At 53.7% G+C, this 18,826-nt stretch carries 5 protein-coding genes; all 5 read right to left on the reverse strand.

The features are described from left to right. Window positions 1–96: 96 nt before the first annotated feature. From ACJJIM_RS11200 to ACJJIM_RS11220, 5 genes are read right to left on the reverse strand one after another with little or no spacing between them, the layout of a single operon-like run. Window positions 97–2,349 (reverse strand): UvrD-helicase domain-containing protein, encoded by a 2,253-nt coding sequence (locus ACJJIM_RS11200; protein ID WP_444913318.1) that lies wholly within the window; start codon window positions 2,347–2,349, stop codon window positions 97–99. Continuing rightward, entirely contained in the window at window positions 2,346–8,717 is a 6,372-nt protein-coding gene (locus ACJJIM_RS11205; RefSeq protein ID WP_444913319.1) for a DEAD/DEAH box helicase, read from the reverse strand. Before ACJJIM_RS11205 ends, ACJJIM_RS11200 begins: the two co-directional genes overlap by 4 nt. 10 nt (window positions 8,718–8,727) lie before the next feature. Next, on the reverse strand, window positions 8,728–10,953 hold the full coding sequence (locus ACJJIM_RS11210) for a GmrSD restriction endonuclease domain-containing protein (RefSeq protein WP_444913320.1): 2,226 nt from the start codon (window positions 10,951–10,953) through the stop codon (window positions 8,728–8,730). 25 nt (window positions 10,954–10,978) lie between these two features. Further along, window positions 10,979–15,865 (reverse strand): Eco57I restriction-modification methylase domain-containing protein, encoded by a 4,887-nt coding sequence (locus ACJJIM_RS11215; RefSeq protein ID WP_444913321.1) that lies wholly within the window; start codon window positions 15,863–15,865, stop codon window positions 10,979–10,981. 2 nt (window positions 15,866–15,867) lie between these two features. Next, window positions 15,868–18,792 (reverse strand): DEAD/DEAH box helicase, encoded by a 2,925-nt coding sequence (locus ACJJIM_RS11220; RefSeq protein WP_444913322.1) that lies wholly within the window; start codon window positions 18,790–18,792, stop codon window positions 15,868–15,870. Window positions 18,793–18,826 lie beyond the last annotated feature (34 nt).

Here is an 18,826-nt window from a genome sequence, read left to right on the forward strand (position 1 = left end):
AAGCGACAACCTCCTCACTTGAACAAAACCACCCCGGACCGAAAAATTAAGTGAAACCAGGGTGGTTTAATACACAAGAGTTAATGGAAGATGGACTTATACAGTTACTTCCGCAGGTTTACCCTCACAGCAAACTTCCTTAAAATAAGGACTCGGTGTCCCATGCGCAGAAATATAAAGTTCTCTTATCGCGCGGGTCGCAGCAACATGGAGAAGCGCGCGTTCATTCAGGTCCAGCTGACGCATTTCCACGGGATCATCCGAGGATCCCGTCGCAAATTTTAAAGGAATAACGCCTTTATTGGCAGCCAGGATAAAGACATAGCGGAATTCCAATCCCTTAACCCGGTGCATAGTCGCGATACGTACTCCTGGAATATTGCGATTATCATTTTGTTGCTTCAATACAACCGTTGCTATACCAGCGCGCTTTAACACATCGGTAAATTGATCCCGCAGCCGCACAGTTCTAGCCGTAATACAAATATCTTGTAAAGTCACCCCACTATCTACTAGTGACTTTATTTTCTGTACGAGCGCTTCGCTTTCCGCCGCAAAATCAGCATAGCATTTTACTTGAGGCTCTAGCCCCTGAATCAGGGAACGGTAATCATTGGAAGTATCTTCACTACCATCCAAATTATCGATGGATACATTTTCGAGCACAGAGGTTGCAAAACGACGGGTCTGCTCTGTAGTGCGATAGTTAATACGCAACTTGCGGCTTCGACCGACGATCTGGATTCCACATTTGCTCATCACCGCTTTGCGGCGATATATCCGCTGGTGTCCATCACCAACAACGAAGATATCATCGGCCTGCTCCGGCACGAGCTTTCTAATTAAGGTAAGTGCCTCGGGGCCCATATCCTGAGCCTCATCGACAATCACAGATCGGTAGGGAAGATAGATTTTTGCGGAAGAGAGAATATCGGCCGCATCCAGAGTCGCATCCTCAAAGGTTTTAAGGCCTTGGAGTTGCAACCTTGCACGAACCTCTTCAAATACCGGCCAAATAGCAGCTCGCTGTTTTCTGCTAAGAGCGACACCTCGTCCAGCCCTGCTTGCCTTAAAGTACTCCAATTTTGTCATAACGCGCTGAGGCAGTATGACCCGCTCCCACTCTTCTTTATAAAATGAATTGGGCAGGCCAGTAGCAGCCTCACACAGCTGCAAAGCACTATCCCATATCGCTTTGTATTCTCCATCTCGGCTGCCGTATCGATTGGAATCTGGATAAACGATATCCGCAGGGTATTTCTGCCTTCTCAGAAACTCATTAACCCAACGATCAATATGCTTCACCTCAATACGCTGCATTTCTTCAGCAGAGCATATTTTTCTTAAGCTGGACTCGATATCTGTCGCCAAGTTCGCCGTAAAAGTGGTAAATAGAACTTTCTCATCACTGCTCTGTAGGGCGTTTTTCACCAACCATTTTGCTCGATGCATTGCCACAACGGTTTTACCGGTACCGGCACCACCCAGTACCCGTACTGGGCCATTCCAATTGCGATTTACTAAACGGAACTGAGAAGGGTGCAAGAAGACACGCCAGCGCTCCAGTGGCGCCTCTAGCATTTCAATCAACTCCAGCTCATCGTGAACCACGTGGAAGCTGCGCTGGGTCTCGGGGCGATCCAGGGCCGCTGCAATATCGCTAGTGTCGATGGTCTCACTGCTGTGGCGCACATACTCCCGCTCAATCTCCTCCCAAGCGGTACCGGCAGCCAATAAATACAGCGCTTCGTAAGCCTCCACAGGCAAACTACTTTCAAGCTCTTCCAGCTCCTCCTCCGTACGCACAGCGCGAACCAGAGGCAGTAGCTCTGTGGGTACCCCTACCTGTAGGCGCTGATCATCGGATAGCGCTATTAAATGGGGGTTCTCCACTCTGGGAGGTACCACGTTACTATGCGCCACAGGCTCATATTCCACCGGTGGCTTCGACGCCCTCAAGGGCTTTTCTAGCGTTCTCAAAAGTTCAGTGGCTGAAACCTCTTCGGTCGTTGTGCTGGCAAAGACCTGTAGAGACCCTGTACTGGGGTTTATCTGGCATTTATGCCTGCGTGCCCAGTCGTAAGCATCATCATGCTTATCAACCCACAGCAGTAGGAAAACATCGCCTTCATCGGGTTTTAAAATAATGCCGCGATAGTTTTTATCGACACGTACGGAGCGGTAATTTCCATCTCTAGCATCATTGATCGTTTCATAATTGATACCAGGCGACCTGGGGTCCTGACGAAACTTGGTCACAAACTCCATCACCTTCTTCTGCGCACTTTTTGGCACCCGGCTAAAGGCCAACATAAAGTCGGAAGAAATCGCTACCTTAACTGTACTCATTCTGAATCCCCCACAGGCTCACTGCGCAACCACTCGGTGAGCATTTCCAATGCTGAATATTCCAATGTCGTTATTACTCGCCAACCACACTCAATCAATAGTTCACTATCAATCTCACCTGACGATACAAATGCTACCTTAGCTTTAGGCCAAACCCACTCAAGCTCCCCAAGTACTTCACCATTCGGGGCCTCCCAGTCCACCCCTACCTCAGGTGCACAGACACCCCACCCAGCCAACTGCTGTGCTTCCTGCACATAGTCCGTCAATTCCAGAGCTTCCTCCCAGGCGGCATCGCACAGTAACGCTGGCATCGCCGCTGGTTGTAACATACGCTGCAAAAGATCATCCTGCACCGCTGTTGAACCGCCTGAACGGGCCATAAAACAAAAAGCGCTCAGATGCTGAAATAAATTGGTGGCAGTCCAATACTGTCGCCAGTGCATCTCAAAGGTATCCGCATCGCGCTCACTATCATCGATACTTAACAGCAATGCAGCACCTTGTCGCAGCTTATCCACTGTAAAATTCCGGCTTGGCATTGGCTGGCTTGATACATAGCTATTACACGATGCTTTATCCGGAGCCCCCACACCTAAAATTACCTCACCCTCCAGATGATGGTGAAACCAGGTCGGAGGCACACGGTGCTCTTCAACCTTCAGATAGGATTCTCGCAGCACGCTGTCTTCTAGTGTGTGCCAGTTCAAAATGCAAAACTGCCGCGAAAACGCCATCCATTGGTAACGTTCAATAATTTCCTCTGTAGCGGTTAAATAATCGAGCAACCAGAAGAAGGGGCCTCTTTGCAAAGTGCCATTCATTCGCAGGAAGGTCGGCTTATCCAGACGCTCTGCCAGAAGGTCAAATCGAGTCACCGCCTGGCTGCTCCCGGGCTGTAACAGCCACCCCACACTTCCTGTATCTGCCGGCTTGCCGGGAATTGGCAGGTCCCGCCAGTTAAGGCTACACAACAAGAAGTTGCCAGACAGTAATACCGCCAAGCGCTTTTCACTATCGTCCACACACTTGTTGCGGTGATACAAGAAGCCATCCAGGTAGACGGCTACGGGTTTTACGCCTTGGTCCCGCTGCGGCCATATCACAAAGTCTGCGCGGCTATTAATAGCTACACCGCTGTCCTGGCCGAGATTAACCTGGGGCTCAATCAGCCAGGTCATTACCCCAGTGGCGTGCTCAACTGACAAACTCCATCCCGGTTTTCCATTGACCCGGGTTACGGACAAAGTCGTGTTTGGCTGGGCGCTAGCCAACACTTCAATAAAGCGCTTTTCCAGTTCACTTTCGATCAGCACATTGAAGTCGACACTATCGAGCCCCTGTGTTTCTACCAATTTATCGGAGTTATCTAAAATCCCCTGCAATAGATCCCGGGCAGAGTCCCGGGAAATAGACTCTAAGTTTCGACTCTCCCGGTAGGCAAACAGGCAGCGGTAGCAGCCGTCTTTTGCTGGATCACTATTACAATCACAACGCACTAGCGTGTCATAGCTCAGCTGCAACATTCGCAATAAGTTCTGCGGCTCCCGCAACAGCTCTTTTAAGTAACCTGTCCCACCCGGCACACGATCCAAAATTACCAAATAGTGCTTGCGCTGGTTATTGCTATTGATACCTGGAAGGGGTTCAGAATAGGTGGTGATCTGTAGGTGGCTGACATCTCCCTGGAAAAAGCGCTGCAATCCCAGATGCAGTGCTGCCACCAGACTTTGTAGGCGGATATCCGATGAAACCACCTCCGCAAGCGGCAATAACAACCGAACTGCTTCAGACTCCAACTCGCGATATAAATAAAGCGCGTCGTAGTAATCACTCTCTTTGACTTCGGCCCCCGATTTACTCAGCGGGCAGTTAAAAGCGTGATGCTGCTTGGGGTTGCGGCGCCATTTTTTTACTTTGCCGCAGTGCTTACACAACTTAAACCCGGGCCGTTTCGCAGACTTACCTGCAATTTCAATCTCCTGGCCGTCATCCCCCAATTTACCAAAATTGACCTCGCGGAAAGTCGCCTTGCTCAGGTATTCAAAACCAAATGGCAAGGCATCATTGTCAAGCCGGAAAACTCTGCGAGAGGAGTCATCAGGAATATCCACCAATAACTGGCGATTAAAAAATACCGGCTCGCGCTGCTCAGAATCATCCCCTATACGGCTCTCCCGATCATTGGCGTTGGCATACACTTGGCGCAGCTTGAGCAGAGACTGCTTCTGACTGATATCACACCAAAAATCGCTGTGGCAGCGCGGACAACAGCTGTCGTTATCGCCTTTCGCCAAGCTCACGGCATAGTGGCATTGGTTGCACAAACGCCAGCTTTCCACCGGTGAAACTGCAAGATCCACCTGGTCCACTTCCATCTGCCGCTGGAATCCATAAAAGCGATTTTCCGGCGCCAGCTCACTCAGGGCAGCCTGAGCTGGACGGGTAAGTTCGAATGTCAGTTTTTCATAGGGTTTTTGCTCGCTGTCACCCTCCGCTATTTTTTCGGTACGTCGGAAAATAACCGATGTCAGCTGAACGCCCTCCTCAGGGAAAGCGTAATTTGGCAAGAGCCCCTCATCGGTAAAAAAGTTCAGTGTCTGCTTGTTATTGATAGCCGAGATCAAGCGCAATAAGGCATTGCGCTCCTGCTCCAGGGTCTCGATATCCTCATCCGTGGCCTCATCTTTGGGTCTCTGACGCAGTTTATCCAGCTGCCGCTTGAGCTCCTTCTGCTGCACCTTCAAACTTTTGCGCTGCTTCTCCATTTGGAATAAGCGGTTGAGCAGATGGCCATTGATGCCACCATTTTTAGAGGTGCCAAATAAGAAAGCCTTGAGGTGCGCTTCATCATCGCCCTCAAAATTATCAAACAGAGCTTTAAATTTTGGCAGTAACTCACCGCGATGAGTTTCGATAAATTGAATTAACGGATAGGGGAAGCCACCGGTATTCTCCACTTCCAAATTATCCAGAATCGGCTTCAAGTTGGTGGGAATCCCGTGAATATCAACCCCGGTTTGCACCCAATGGTCAAAACAGAAGGCGATCAACTGGCGCTCCATCACCGCCATCGCGGCGAGAAAAACCCCAGGGGACTGCACATCCCCCGCCATCATTTCCAGTGGATCGGCATAAAAGTACAGATCGTGGGGCTGGCCATTAGCCACCGCTACATTAATGGCATTGCCATCGGTACGGCCGGCGCGACCGATACGTTGCAGATAGTTGGCCTGGGCCGGCGGCACACTACAAAGCAACACACTGGAGAGATCGCCGATATCGATCCCCATTTCCATGGTGGGCGTTGCCGAGAGTAAATTAATATCCCAACGGTCCTCGCCCTGCTTGAAGGATCGCTCAATTCTGTGGCGGGTTTCGGCGTCAAGCAAACCTGTGTGTTCCGAGGTCACCAAGCGCAGAGGGGGTTTAGCGGTCTTATTAGCCTGCGAGAAACGCACCGCAGCGCCATAGTGGCCATCGCAAGTGGGCCTCTGGCAGGCAGTGCCCCGCCAATCGCTATCCTGTAATTCAGGTACCTGTACCTGATGGCGGCACTTATCACAATTCAATTGCGACAATTCAGTAATGCAGGACCAGCGATCTGGCAGTAGTGACCACACCTTTTGACCACGCACCTCGTCTTCTCGCAATATTTTTTCCGCAACCAGTGTATCCAACACAATTTGATAGGCTTGGCGCAAAGAGGCCGCTGCGAAGTCTCTACCGTGAGTGGCGAGTGTCTTAAAAAACCAGCGCTCATACCAAGTTGCGCGCTTGTTGCCCAACACCGACTCGAAGTGCTTGGATAAGCGCTCCATGGTCAGAAAAGCCGGCGGCGGCGAGGTTTTTCCGTAGGAGGGCATATAGCGCTGTTTGTTGATCAGATACTCATTGCCACCGGAGAGGAGGTACGACTCCAGGATCTTATGAAAAAAGGCCCCCTTAATCCGCAAGCGCCACAGCAGCCCCAAAATAAACTGGCGCACCTCGATCTCAGTAATGCCGCGCAACTCGGCAATTTCCTCCGGCAGAATTTCCAGCGCTGTCCGGGCCGCCTGGGTCAACGCGCCCATGTTCGGCATCACCGTCGCCAAGCCGGAGCGCTCCAAGGTTCTGCCAATACGGCTACCGAGACCAAACTCCCGCAGTGTCTCCCACTCCACCCGGGGCGCCACCCAGCTATCTGGCAGGTTACTATCTCTGGGCAGGCGCCCCTCGGCGCGCAGGGTTTCCCAATCCCGCAGCCACTCCAGATTTGGCGCCAGGAAAGTGGCACAGAAGCCGGCATCCCCCAGCTGTTCGCGCCAAAAACTACTCAACTGCCTGGCCACCTGGTCTAGCGGCATATTTTTTAAGCGCTTCTGCACCGCCTGCGCCATACCCTGGCGCATCACCTGCCGCCAGGTACGCGCACCAAAGAAACCGGCGCGATGAGCCGCATCCTGCACAGAGTCAGAAAAAGCGATTAACTTGTGATCATCGTTATAGACACTGCCGAACAGCTTGCCGATCAGCACACTGCTCAAACTGGCCGCCCGCGAGCCGACGATTGAAAGGCCCGAACTGGCACCACAACTGGGACAGGCGTTATCGAACTGAGTGAGCGTCTCTTTATTGCGCTGAACTTGTTTGGCCATCTCGGGGATCACAACCCGAGTGAAAGTCTTGCCCGCACACTCTGGACAATGGGTTTTATCTTCCGCAAGCAGATGGCCACAAGCCCGGCACAAATTACGCACTAACTGCTTATGCGGTTGCTCGTGAGGTTTTATTGGCAGCAGTACACAGGTATCCGCCGAGCGGCCAAAAAAGGCCGTGTAGATCTTGCGCAAATCCGCGTTGACACTCGGCTCATTGGGCGCCCGCACCGAGACCCAGGCGGTAGTGTGGCACTCGCGACAGTGTACCGCCGGCAAATGCAGTGGCTCTTTGGCGTTGGGCAACTCATCGTAGAAGCGAAAACGAGGCTCCGCATCCAGGCTCGCCACCAGGCGGCGCAACTCTTTCAGCCACAGCTGATAGCGCACCTGTAAAAATGGCTTGGTGCCCAGCTCTTGGTAATTCTGCGCATTGGGCTCACGCCAGCTGCGCGCCGTGGAGACCAGTGCACACAGGCTCTCTAACAGTGCCTGAGCCCCCTCTTCGGTGGTGTGGAAGCTCGCCGCCCAATCGGCCACCAATGCACGGGTATCGGTAATACCCACACAGCGTTTCAGCAATATATGAAACACTTCGTGAGCCTTAAGTAGTTCCCCCAGCTGCACCTGCGCCTGGGCGCGCCGCTGTAAATTGTTGCTATCCAGGCCCGCCGGCGGTGAGGAAAACCACAAGTACGCATGGGCGCTGATAAAATCATCCTCCGAACTATAAGTCGCCGCCGACGCCCGCAACAAAGTGTCGGTATCCGGGCGGGTAAACTCGCTAGCTACGGCGGGCAGGAACTCCTCCGCCGCCAGGCGATCCTCCAAAATAACCGCGTCTTGTGCAAAGTCAGCGGCAAAAACTTTTCTGGCGTAGTCCAATAGCTGGGTGCTGGACGCCTCACTGGCGATGGTGGCAGAGGTGCCCACACACGCCATCTCCGGCCCCACCTCCAAACGGTGGCGCAAGCGGCGGATTAGGCAGGCCAGATCAGTACCCTGGGCGCCGTCAAAGGTGTGCAGCTCATCCACCACCAAGTAGCGCAAGGTACCCGGTGTGTTATAGCGCCACAATACTTGATCCTTGGGCCGAATCAGCAGGTAGTCCAACATTTTGTAGTTGGTCAGCAGGATATCCGGCGGCTCGTCGCGCAGGGTATCTTTACAGCGAATCACTGTCTCTGGACCCATTTCATCTTCCGGAGAGTCGTCGTTATCCCCAACAAACAGGCCCACAGTGACCTTGCCGCGCAGTGAATCGCGCCGGTAAATTTCCTTGGCGAAACGCTTAGCCTGGTCTGTGGCCAGAGCATTCATGGGGTAGACAATAATCGCCTTGATACCAGGCGCCCCCACCTGGGCACAGTGATCCAGCACCGGCAATAGAAAACACTCGGTTTTACCAGAGCCGGTGCCCGTGGCCACAATTGTGGACTGAGGCGCGCCGCCACACAGGCGCCGAAAGGCCTGCAACTGGTGGCGATAGGGCGAGAAACCCGGGTCGATGTGCGCAAATGGCAGAGGCTCTCCCTCTGCCGCCGTGTGAAACGGCAGGCCCAGACTTAAATAGGGGCCCTTAAAAATTGACTCCGTCTCAGACAGCAAATCATCCATGGCACTGCGACCGTCATCGCGCAGAAATCCCGGCGTGGTTGAGGGAAAAGTCGTGCGTAAAAATTCGCGAACAGCATAGGCCAGCTCGCCGGCAACCAGTGAGGGCAGCACATTGGCCTCCTTAGCGTTGCGCGATCAGTGGGGCCAACAGCAAGTCCGGAGATTCGGTGGCCTCCGCTTGGGTAAATACCAACCAGCCCTCAGGTAACAGGTCCAAGTCGCTGTCTGCACCGCGCGCAGTCCAAACGCCTACTTTTTTCTGCGGCCAGGCCAGCTCGAACTCAGCGATCACCTCGCTACCCTCGCCCTGCAATTCATATCCGCACTCCGGTTCTGCCACCCCTGCCTCCAGCAAGCGGTGCACCACCGGCAGGATCTGCCGATCCACCAGGGAGGCCCACTGGGGCAGGCCATACAAGTGATCGCCGAGAATCTGCTGGGCCACATGGCTCTTGAGGCGTTTCACATCCTCAAACACGCGGAAGCCGGCTCCGGAGGCCGCTTTTGCGACGGGAGCTGGCTCATCGATCAACAGTGCTACCGGCTCCGATAATCCGGTCTGAAAACCCTCAGGCCAAGCGAGATCCAAGACTGCCAGCAACTCCCCGGTTTCTGTATCCACCAATTCGTACTCAAGCTCTCCCTGGGGTAAATGGCTATCCAACAGCCAACCTCGAATCTCATCCAGCAACTGCTGCTCGTCGACGCTATCGATACCGCCGAGCACTGCCGCTACCTCAGCGGTGTGCCGAACTGCTGTACTACCTGCATCCAGGGTGTAGAGGCTGTCGAGGAAATTATTGGCAGCCTCGGCGAGTAACTCGCGGCGCTTCTCCAGGAAGCGGGGGTAGTTCTCCACTTTCCACAGTTCCCGGTCCAGCGGAATCCACTGACTCGCCAGGGCACCGGGAGCGCGTTTTTCGATTTCCTCGAAATAGACTTCCGGCGCGCTGTCACTAATTTTGATATTGGTATTTTTGGTCAAGAAGCAAAAATTAGCGATCGCATTAATTTCTGTTTTGTCATAACCGTGTTTTTTCAACAGAGCACGGGGAAAAATATGGTGTACTTCCAGGGAGCTGTTCTGCCCCAGCAGGCCTTTTTTCAAGGGAATATTCAGACCCCAGTCCATGGCCTCGCCCACCCGGGTAAGCAGGTAGAGCATGGCGTAAAAACGGGTGCCGCGGCTCCAGCCGGTAAAGTTCTCCGGCAAAATACGCAGGCCGCCGCGCCACAATTTCAGTTCATGGATCAACCCATCCAGGCCCTTCTTCGGGTTGGCGAGAATATCCAAGTCCCGCCCCAACACCGATTCAGTAGAGCCGGAGTAACGCCCCCACAGGGCGCTGTGCACAAACCAGAACAGCATCTTGTTAAGCTGCTGCTCATCGCTCACCGAACCGCCCTGCTCGCGAAGGAAGCGCGCCAATACCGGAAAACCGTAGTAGCCAAACAGGACCTGGTGGTGATCCAGGCCCAGACGCGCACCGATCACATTGAGCAGGTAATCGATGGCATCCACCCCCTGCTTCAGGGCGGTGAGAAATTCCTCACCGCCGATCCGATCCAGTTCACTAAAGCGCGCCTCCCCGGTGGCAATGGCATTGATATTGCGCAGCAGCCAATCGAGTTTAAAACTGAAGCCCTGTTGCTCCCAGGTGTCCAGGGCCGCGCGCATTAATGCGCGGGCCTGGGGCTCTTCGGAGCAGATTTTGGCCAGGGCCAGATCACCTTTGGAGAGTTTTGTACCACCGCTGTTAACCTTGTTAAAAATATCCACGACCACATCGATGGTTTTGTCTTTGCCGGTGACCTCCTCTACGTGCACTTCAATATCGCGAATACCCTGTAACTGGTTCAGGCGCGCAATGTAAATGCCCAAATTGGCAGCCAGCTCCGGATCGGAAGAGATGCGTTGGATCAGCGGGGCCATATCTCCCTTGAGCAGTTCGGTGACGTTCACCCATAGGGGATTGCCCTGCATTTTGGTGGGCATATAGAAGGACAGCTCCTCGCTGTCCATATTGAAGTAGAGGCCGGTAAACGACTTGGCATCGCCATCGAAAAACTGCGGCGGCACGCCGCGAATCAATCCGTACAGGGAGGTCATACGCTGTTGGCCGTCCAGCAATAGCTTGACCACCCCCGCCGCCAGGGCCTGATCGCCGCGATGGGTAGCGGTGGAGGACTCCGTCGCCCACACCAGCAGGCTGCCCACCGGGTAGCGATGGTACAGGGACCACACCAGGCCGCGCACCTGATCGCGGTTCCACACGTAGCCGCGCTGAAATTCCGGCAACGCCATGTGACCACTGTCGATATGGTCAAGAATGGTGGAGATTTTCATATTTCGTCCTTGTTCTTTTTTTGTCTTAACTGCGCTGCTCGAAGGCGCGCCAGGCAATTGCGTAGTCTGTTTCCCGCTCCGGTTTAATAAACGGCGCCCGGTATTCGATCGTGCGGCGCTGGGGGCCGCCGGGTAGGGTGTCGTCCATAAAGGTTTTCATCACCCTGCTGCCGGCGGGTAGATAGCGGATGTCCTCCCAGCCCAGAGCCAGGCCCTCGCGCTTATCACCATCGATAGTTTTTACGCTGTAGGAGATCCCCTGTTTCAGTTCAGATTTTTTCGCCTTGCGCGGCAGCCCCACCCCTACCAGGCCTTTACTGGGCGTAAAGACAATGCGGCCATTTTGATCGTAATAGGTTTCCGCTTCATATTGGCGCATTACCGGGAACTGCACCCGGTAGATGGTGAGTAGTTCTTCCAGGGTCATACCCAATGCCATAGAGACCAGGACATCAATTTCTAGTAGGGCCTGCCTTCGCTCAAAATCAACGCGCAGTGCAGATTTCCAATTCCACTCACCTCTCAAACCTTTGAAATAATCTATATTTAGTAAACCATGCGAAGAACCATTTTCGAACTCAATAGCCCAGGTATCCTCGAGAAATTCTGGTTCCCAAAGCTCTTGCCAAAATTTCGCATAGGGCTCGGTCAAACAAAACAGACTAAGCCCCCTTATACGTGCCCGCTGCGAGCTAACTAGAGGTAAAAGTCTTAACATAGATTCATAAAGATCTGATTTCCCTGTGGTCTTCACCCAAAAATCAAATACCAATGAGCAACAAGCCACCGAGAAATCCAGGAATACTTTTGGATCTCTAAATGTGGTCGAAATAACCGGATGTATATGGCCAACTGCTTCTGGGACCAGAGTGGCTAAAAGTGTTCTCTCTCCAGACTGGCTGAGCTGCCGCCGGCAAAACAGTCGGTAATAGTCTGTCACCCGTCTCAGCTCAGGCTCGCCCTCCTCCACCCAGGGCACAACCGGAGTGCGCGCACGGTATTCATCCACTGAGCAGGCAGGCATATAATTAGTGCGCGGCAGGTAGTCTTCCGGCAGATAGGTCAAGTCCAGGCTGTCATACGCTTTATTCGTATTACAGACGGCTTTTGGAGTGTTATAAAACGGGTTTCCCACATAAAAATGTGGGCCTGATAATATCCAGTCACAGGCTTCTTTAGGGAAGTTGGTTTCCCGCTTAATGGTACCGTCCCGTTGGGCATAGGTTTCATCAAACATCACGGTGGAATAGTAATCACCAGCCAAGTCCCCTAAACGTTTCGGCTGAGCGGCAAATTTTTCCAATACATTAACTAATTGGCAGGCGTGCAGTGCCGGCAACCGCGCTCTTAGCGGCGCAGTCCCACTCTCATCATATAGGCGTGCGAACAACTCGAGTTCACTCTCTTTGACCTCTACTACACGCGCTCTGTGTCCATTGAGATTCCAACGGACTTTTAGTTTGCCTTCAAGGTATATCTCTTCTTTAATACCAGGTATTGCACCTTCACCATTATGCACAAGGCTCTGATCTATTGTATGAGGAGCAAATAAATTGGACATATGGGAAAAAGCAACTTTTTCCTTACCGCGTCCATAAATATTGACACTAAATAAAGTTTGATTGTGTACCTCGGCAAATAGCTTCATTTCGTTAATAAACTGAAAATGTGCCCTTAACCGAGAGTAAATCTGCTCCCTAAAAGCGCCCCCCTTAGGATCATCATAAATTCCCTCCGGATGTAGAAACGCTGAGACACCCTTGTCCGAACTGGCTTTCCAAGCCTGCGGCAAAAAGCACTTGTACAGATTGGTTTGCACACCTTTTAATTGCGGATAATTCACCTGCGCATTGAGGAAATTTTGCGTGCCCTCGTCCTGTTGGTACTCCCTCAGCCAGGCCTGCTCCAGCTGTGGCCTCTGGGTAAAGAGTTCACTGCGCAGGGCATTGAGTTTCGACGCGGAGAATTTGCGCAGAATAAACAGCGGTTGCTGGTCCCCGAGGATACCGCTCTCCTGCCACTCCACCTTTAACCAGGGCGGGTTGCCCAGAATCAGATCGAAGCCGCCGGACTCGACAAAAATATCGGCAAAAGCCAGCTCCCAGTGGAAGAAACGCTGACCACTGGCCACCTGGTCCGCCAGTTTTAAGCGGGGGAAGTGCTCAAACAACAGCTTCAGATTGACCACGCCAAATTTATTGACAAAAGAACGCCCCTCCTCCATCGGCGCGGTTTGTGAAAACAGGTCCTGCACCTCGCCCACAGGCCCGGCACTGAGAGTATCCCCCAGCAGCAGGTTTTCCAGGTCGAACAACCATTCGTCGCGACTGGGCAACAGGTGTGCCTGGTCAATGGGCCAGAACCAGAGGGCGCACCAGTAATCCATCGCCAGTTTCAAGCGTCGGTAGGCACTGGCATTTTCCAATTTTTCACTGAGTAACTCACCGGATAGCACCTCGTCCTTGTAGTCGATACTGGTGCGCTGGCCCCGGTGGCTAAAGCCGTAGATGGTATAGGGATCGGTGGTTTTCTCGCGCAGCTTTTTCAGGGATGCGGCGTGCTCCGCCCATAGGGCATCGACCTTATCGCTGAGCGTCTGCAAGCGCTGCACATCTTCCCGGGCAAAGGATTGGGTAAACTTTTTGCGCCAGTCATTGATGAGTTTAAGCTCCCCCTTATACCGGTCTTTCACCACCTTGTCGGTGTACTTGGCCATGCCGCTGTCGGGCAACAGAAAATGCCAGATCTGGCCCGGCTGGCGGGCACTGCCCAGGGGGACCCGCTGAGGGGCGGTTTTGAGCCAACTGGCGGCATCGCTGGTCTTAATTTCGAGACTCTCAAGGGGGAAGGCCTCGCGGCGGGCACCGATCAAGGAGTTGCCACAGTGCAGCTGTAGGCCCAACCAGGGAATAAAGCGGTCTGCGGACAGGGCGTTGAGCCACAGGGAGACCTCCGCCAGTTCCACAGCAATCGGGTTTAAATCCACCCCGAAGACATTGTTATCCGCCAGGTACATTTTTACTTGCTGCTTTTCCTGCAAATAGCGGCTCTGGGGTATGCGCTCCCCGGCGGCACTCTGGGCCAGCTCCAAGTATTTGTCGGCGAGCTGATCGATGGCCTCATTCAAAAAGGCCGCGCTGCCCATGGCCGGCTCACACACCCGCAGTGCCAGGATGCGCTGGGCGCGGGTGGCGTCATCGGGCAGCGGGTCCAGCTGCTCCCGGAACAATTCCTTGAGGGCGTATTTCACCAGGGATTGGGTGAGTACTTCAGGGGTGTAATAGCTGGCAGACTTCTCTCGATCGCGCCCAGCGAGACGGTAGATAAAACTGCCCTTGCGGTGCACCCGCAGCGCCTGGTGGCCCTGGGGGTCTTTGTCGTACACCTTTTCGTCGTCGTTGTACTGTTCTAGATCGCGGGCATTGACAAAATAACCGGTGTCCAACTCGTCCGGTTTCTCACCGGCCTTTTTCACTTCGTAGAGATCTTCACTGGCAAAAAATCCCCGGTAGCTGAGCAGCGCTTCGTAAACGGCGCCGAGCTGGTTGATGCCCAGCTGCGCGTAGCTGATGCGCCCGCGCCGCTTGCTGCCGCGCCCCGGGCGGGACAGGGACATCAGCTGGATAATCCGTTGCAGCAATTGATTGGGGAAGACCACCTTATTCAGCAGGCGGGTACGCTTGGGGTCAAACAGGTGAGTCTGCAAGGCATAGAGATTAAAGCCATCGGCGGAGGTGGCCAGCATATCGCTCTGCTGAGCCAATTTGTGCCCCTCTTGGATCAGGGTAAACAGGGTATTTAGCGAGTCGTTAAAATAGCGCCCGCGCTGCTCCCGCTCCGAGGTGAGCGGTACCATTTCCAGTTCCCGCAGGGACTCCAGGCTGTAACCGGTGAGATAAACGTCATTGTCTACCGGGGCATAACCCAGCTCTGGGCGCGCTTCGATATAAAACAAAAACAGCAGCCGGTACATATAGCGCAGACATTCCACCGAGAGCTGATCCGGGTCCAGGGCGGATTTACCGGTGTAACCGATATCCCGCCGCTGGATCAATTGCTGCGCGGCTTCATTCCCCAGCAGCTCGATGGATTCCCGCAGGGCGTATTTTAAATCTTCAGAAACGCCGTAGGCGTGCTTGTGGGCATTCTCATCCAGAGTGTCCAGCAGGCAGCCACTGGAGGCGCCCTGGCCACCCAGCAGGCTATCGCGGTGCAACAATACGCTGACAGCTTTTAAGGTGTCATTTTCCCGGCGGCTAAACAGCTCCAGCCAATCAAAGCGCAATAGACGGCCCTGGGCAAACTTGGTGCGATCCAGCAGCAGCCACTGGCGCCCGGAGGCGAGGATTACCCAGCGCGGTGGACGCGCCTGAGCAAAGACCCGGGTGGCCAGCAGTTGCTGCCAGTCCTGTGCTTTCATCGCCTTTGGAAACGGGGCGCTGTTCAAGCTCTGCAACTGCTGCGCCTGGACCCTTTCCCCCAGGGGGTCGTTGTCACTGGCCTCGGCGGGCAGCGCTTCGACAATCCACAATAGTGGTGCACCCCGGTGATCGCTAACCTGGGCGAGCAGAGGTATCTCTATGTCGTCGTCTAGCGGGTAGCGCTCGGGCTTTTGCTTCCAGGCAAAGATATCCAGCAGTTTCTCGCTCCAGCGGCGCTGCAAGTGCAGGCGCTCTACCGGGGTTTTCTCCTGCTCGACAAGCTTAAAAAATTGTAGGGCTTCGCGGCTCAGGGTACGCAGGCGGCTGTAGGGCGCTCTGGTAGTTTCTCGCGAAGTTTCTGCGGGTTCTGCCGCTGCCTCCTCCCGCTCTCTCCAGTGGGCGATGCGCTCTTGAATGTCTTTGCTGAAGATCTCACTCAGGTAGTGCTCAGAGTAAAATTCGTTTTCGTTGTTAATTCCAAACCAGGCCATGCTTATACCCCCTGCTCTGCAACTGCTTTGGCTTTATCGCCGGTAAGAACGGCAATCACCTGAATATAGGGTTCTTCCTCCGTGTGGCGGGTTTCCTGCAACCACTGGTTGTATTCGCGAAAAACCTGGTCGATATGATCCAGGCGATCGCGCTTACGGCGCTCGCGGAAGGCATTCGGCTGGTGGCCACTGAGGTCCATTTCTAGCTGATCCAGGTGCTTGCCGCGCAAGGCATCGAGCCTGCCCAGGTGCTCGTTCAGCTCAGTATTTTTTTCCGCTTGCAACTCTGTGCGCAGTTTTTTCAGACTGCCGGTCACATGCTGAATCACTCGGGGAAGCAGCGCCTGTAATTCGGCGGTATCTCCTGATATTCCCCGGTTGGGCAGCCGCTGGCCATTCAGCGCAAATTCCCGCAGGATATCGACCAGTGGCGTATCCACTGTGATCTTACCGTCTTGCACCAGCACTGCGAGGCTGGACTGGATAAGGGCCTGACCACGTTTATTGGGGAACCCCCCCTGCACAATAAACCAGTGCTCACCGGCCCCCAGCTGCTTCGGCAATCGTATGACCGGCGCAGTGTGCCGACCAAAAAAGTCCTGGGCGCGGGTCATCAACCACTCCATAACCGGGTGTTGGCCCCAGAGATATTGCAGGTTGCTGAACAGTGCATCATCCAAATCCCGCGCTGAGCGAATCACCTCCTGTACCTTGGCGCGATCATCGGTCAGGAAAAAGCGATCATCCTGGGGCCGCACTTCCCGAGGCAGGTATTTTAGGCGCTGGCGTAAGTCGGCGGGGGCGGTAAAGTCTATCTCTCGGCGCTCTTCGTCTACGCTAAATTGCAAGTGCTGGTTACTTTCGCGAATACAGCGCAGTGCGGCCCGCGCAAACTCGAAATCCTGCGCAAAGACACTGATACTGTCCCCTTGAACCGATTCCAAATCTTCATGCGCGGTTATCGTTGTAGCCGCACTAAACGCCGAGAGCGTCGATTCGGCCGTATCGGCAATATTGCTGTCTTCCAGATCGAACAAATCGGCAAAAATATCGGAAACGTCGCTATCGTCGCCAGCTCCCTGCGCAGCCTCTACTGCTTCGCCAATTTTCTGCTCCTCCTCCACTGCACTGAAGGCTCCCATAAATTCTGAGGGGTCGCCAATATTGCGCCCGGCCTGGGTATCCTTTTCGGTTAACACCTCATAGATACGCTGGTCGCCAAGTATTTCGGGCTGCTCGCTGTGGGTCATTAGATAGCGGATTTGCGGCACTTGGGTCTGGCCGTAGCGGTCAATACGTCCATTGCGCTGTTGGAATACCATTAAAGACCAGGGAATATCGAAGTGAATCATCCGGTGGCTGAGGTGGTGCAGGTTAATCCCCTCTGATGCCACATCGGAGCAGAGCAGTAGGCGCAGCGGTGTGTTGCGGTTGTTAAAGTCTTCCAGCGTTTTAGCCAGCTCATTATCCTGCATAGTGCCCTTGAGCACCGCCAGCTGATTTTTCTTGAGCTTAAGATCCGCGCCCAGGTGCTCGGCGAGAAAATCGAGAGTCTGTAGGCTCTCGGTAAAAATCACTAGCCGGTCATCTGTCTGTTTAGAATTCCAGCCCAGGGACTCATTGCCCTTCGGAGCGAGCAGGCGCAGCAGCAGTTGGTATTTAGAAAACTCTTCAGGGGTTATCATACGCAGGGCGGACTGAACACTTTGCAATGTGCAAATGTCCTCTGCAACCCCCGCTTTATCGCACTTTTTCTCGAGCGTTTTAAGGCGGTTTTCCACCGTTGACAGGCAGGCTCTGGGGCTGGAAAACAGGGCCTTCATTAAAGTAGTGCGAAATAACTGCGCACCCGATTTACCACGCCCATCCAGGGTATTAAAGCGAATCGCTTTTAACACGGCAAAAACGGACTCCTCTTGCGAAGAGGCGACCACCTTCACCGTATCAATATCACGCTCAGGAAAATGGGTGCTGAGCTGTGCGGATACGTCCTTTTTAAAGCGGCGCACAACCAGGCCTTTATCGCGAAAGTCTTCGTGAGCGTAATCACGGGGATTGGCGATAGCGGTTGGGTCTAGCATGTTAACCAAGCTGGCAAAGCTTTCCGCTTTGCCGTCATGCGGTGTGGCCGACAGCATAATCAAGGTGTCAGAACGGGTTGAGAGAAGTTCTGCCAACTTATGCCGCTGAGAGTTTGTACTGCGCCTGGCAACGTTGTGCGCCTCATCGATAATAATAATATCCCAGTAGGCCTGCTCCAGGTGGTGGCGGTACTCCAGGGTATGCTTCAGGGTATCAATTGAGATAATGGTACGATCGTAATAGTGGAACGGATTGTGGTTGGTGGGTATATCGTTGCGTACCCGCTGTAAGCCCACGGAATCCAGGCGCACAAGGGGAATGGTAAAGCGCTGCCAGAACTCTCGCTGAAACTGGCTCAGCATAGATTTAACGGCCAGAACCAATATACGCTTACCGCGCCCCCGGCGAATTAGTTCAGAAACCAAAATTCCTGCTTCCAGAGTTTTACCTAAACCCACCGCGTCAGAAATCATTATGCGCTGGCGCGGTTGGCGCAGCGCCTGAAGGGCCGGGTCTAACTGGAATGGTAAAAGATCCATAGCGGCCCGGTGGCCGATATGGATCTTGTCATCGACTGGGGGCGTTTGCCGAAGGGCCGTATCAATAAATAGCTGCCCAGCGAGGTAACCATCTGACAAATCATCTATCAGCTCCGTTTGAGCTGGATCAAGAATACGTGCAGTTTTTTCAATTTTACTTAGAAATTTTGCAGTTCGACCGCGCACTAATTCGGACTGTCCAATACATGTAAGTAAGTAACCACCATCACTAGCTCGGTCAACGCGTTGAATCCGCCACTCCGCATCCCGAACTTCAACTCGCATGCCCGGTATAAACTGCTCCACCACTTGATCCTTTTTTGGCAAAAATCAGAGGTGG

It is taken from the genome of Microbulbifer maximicatervae (SeqCode), from assembly GCF_052467615.1.

Bases quoted from the DNA above. Each gene is read 5' to 3' on its own strand.
- ACJJIM_RS11215 (WP_444913321.1), bottom strand. From the start codon at position 15,865: ATGGCCTGGTTTGGAATTAACAACGAAAACGAATTTTACTCTGAGCAC.
- ACJJIM_RS11210 (WP_444913320.1), bottom strand. From the start codon at position 10,953: ATGAAAATCTCCACCATTCTTGACCATATCGACAGTGGTCACATGGCG.
- ACJJIM_RS11200 (WP_444913318.1), bottom strand. From the start codon at position 2,349: ATGAGTACAGTTAAGGTAGCGATTTCTTCCGACTTTATGTTGGCCTTT.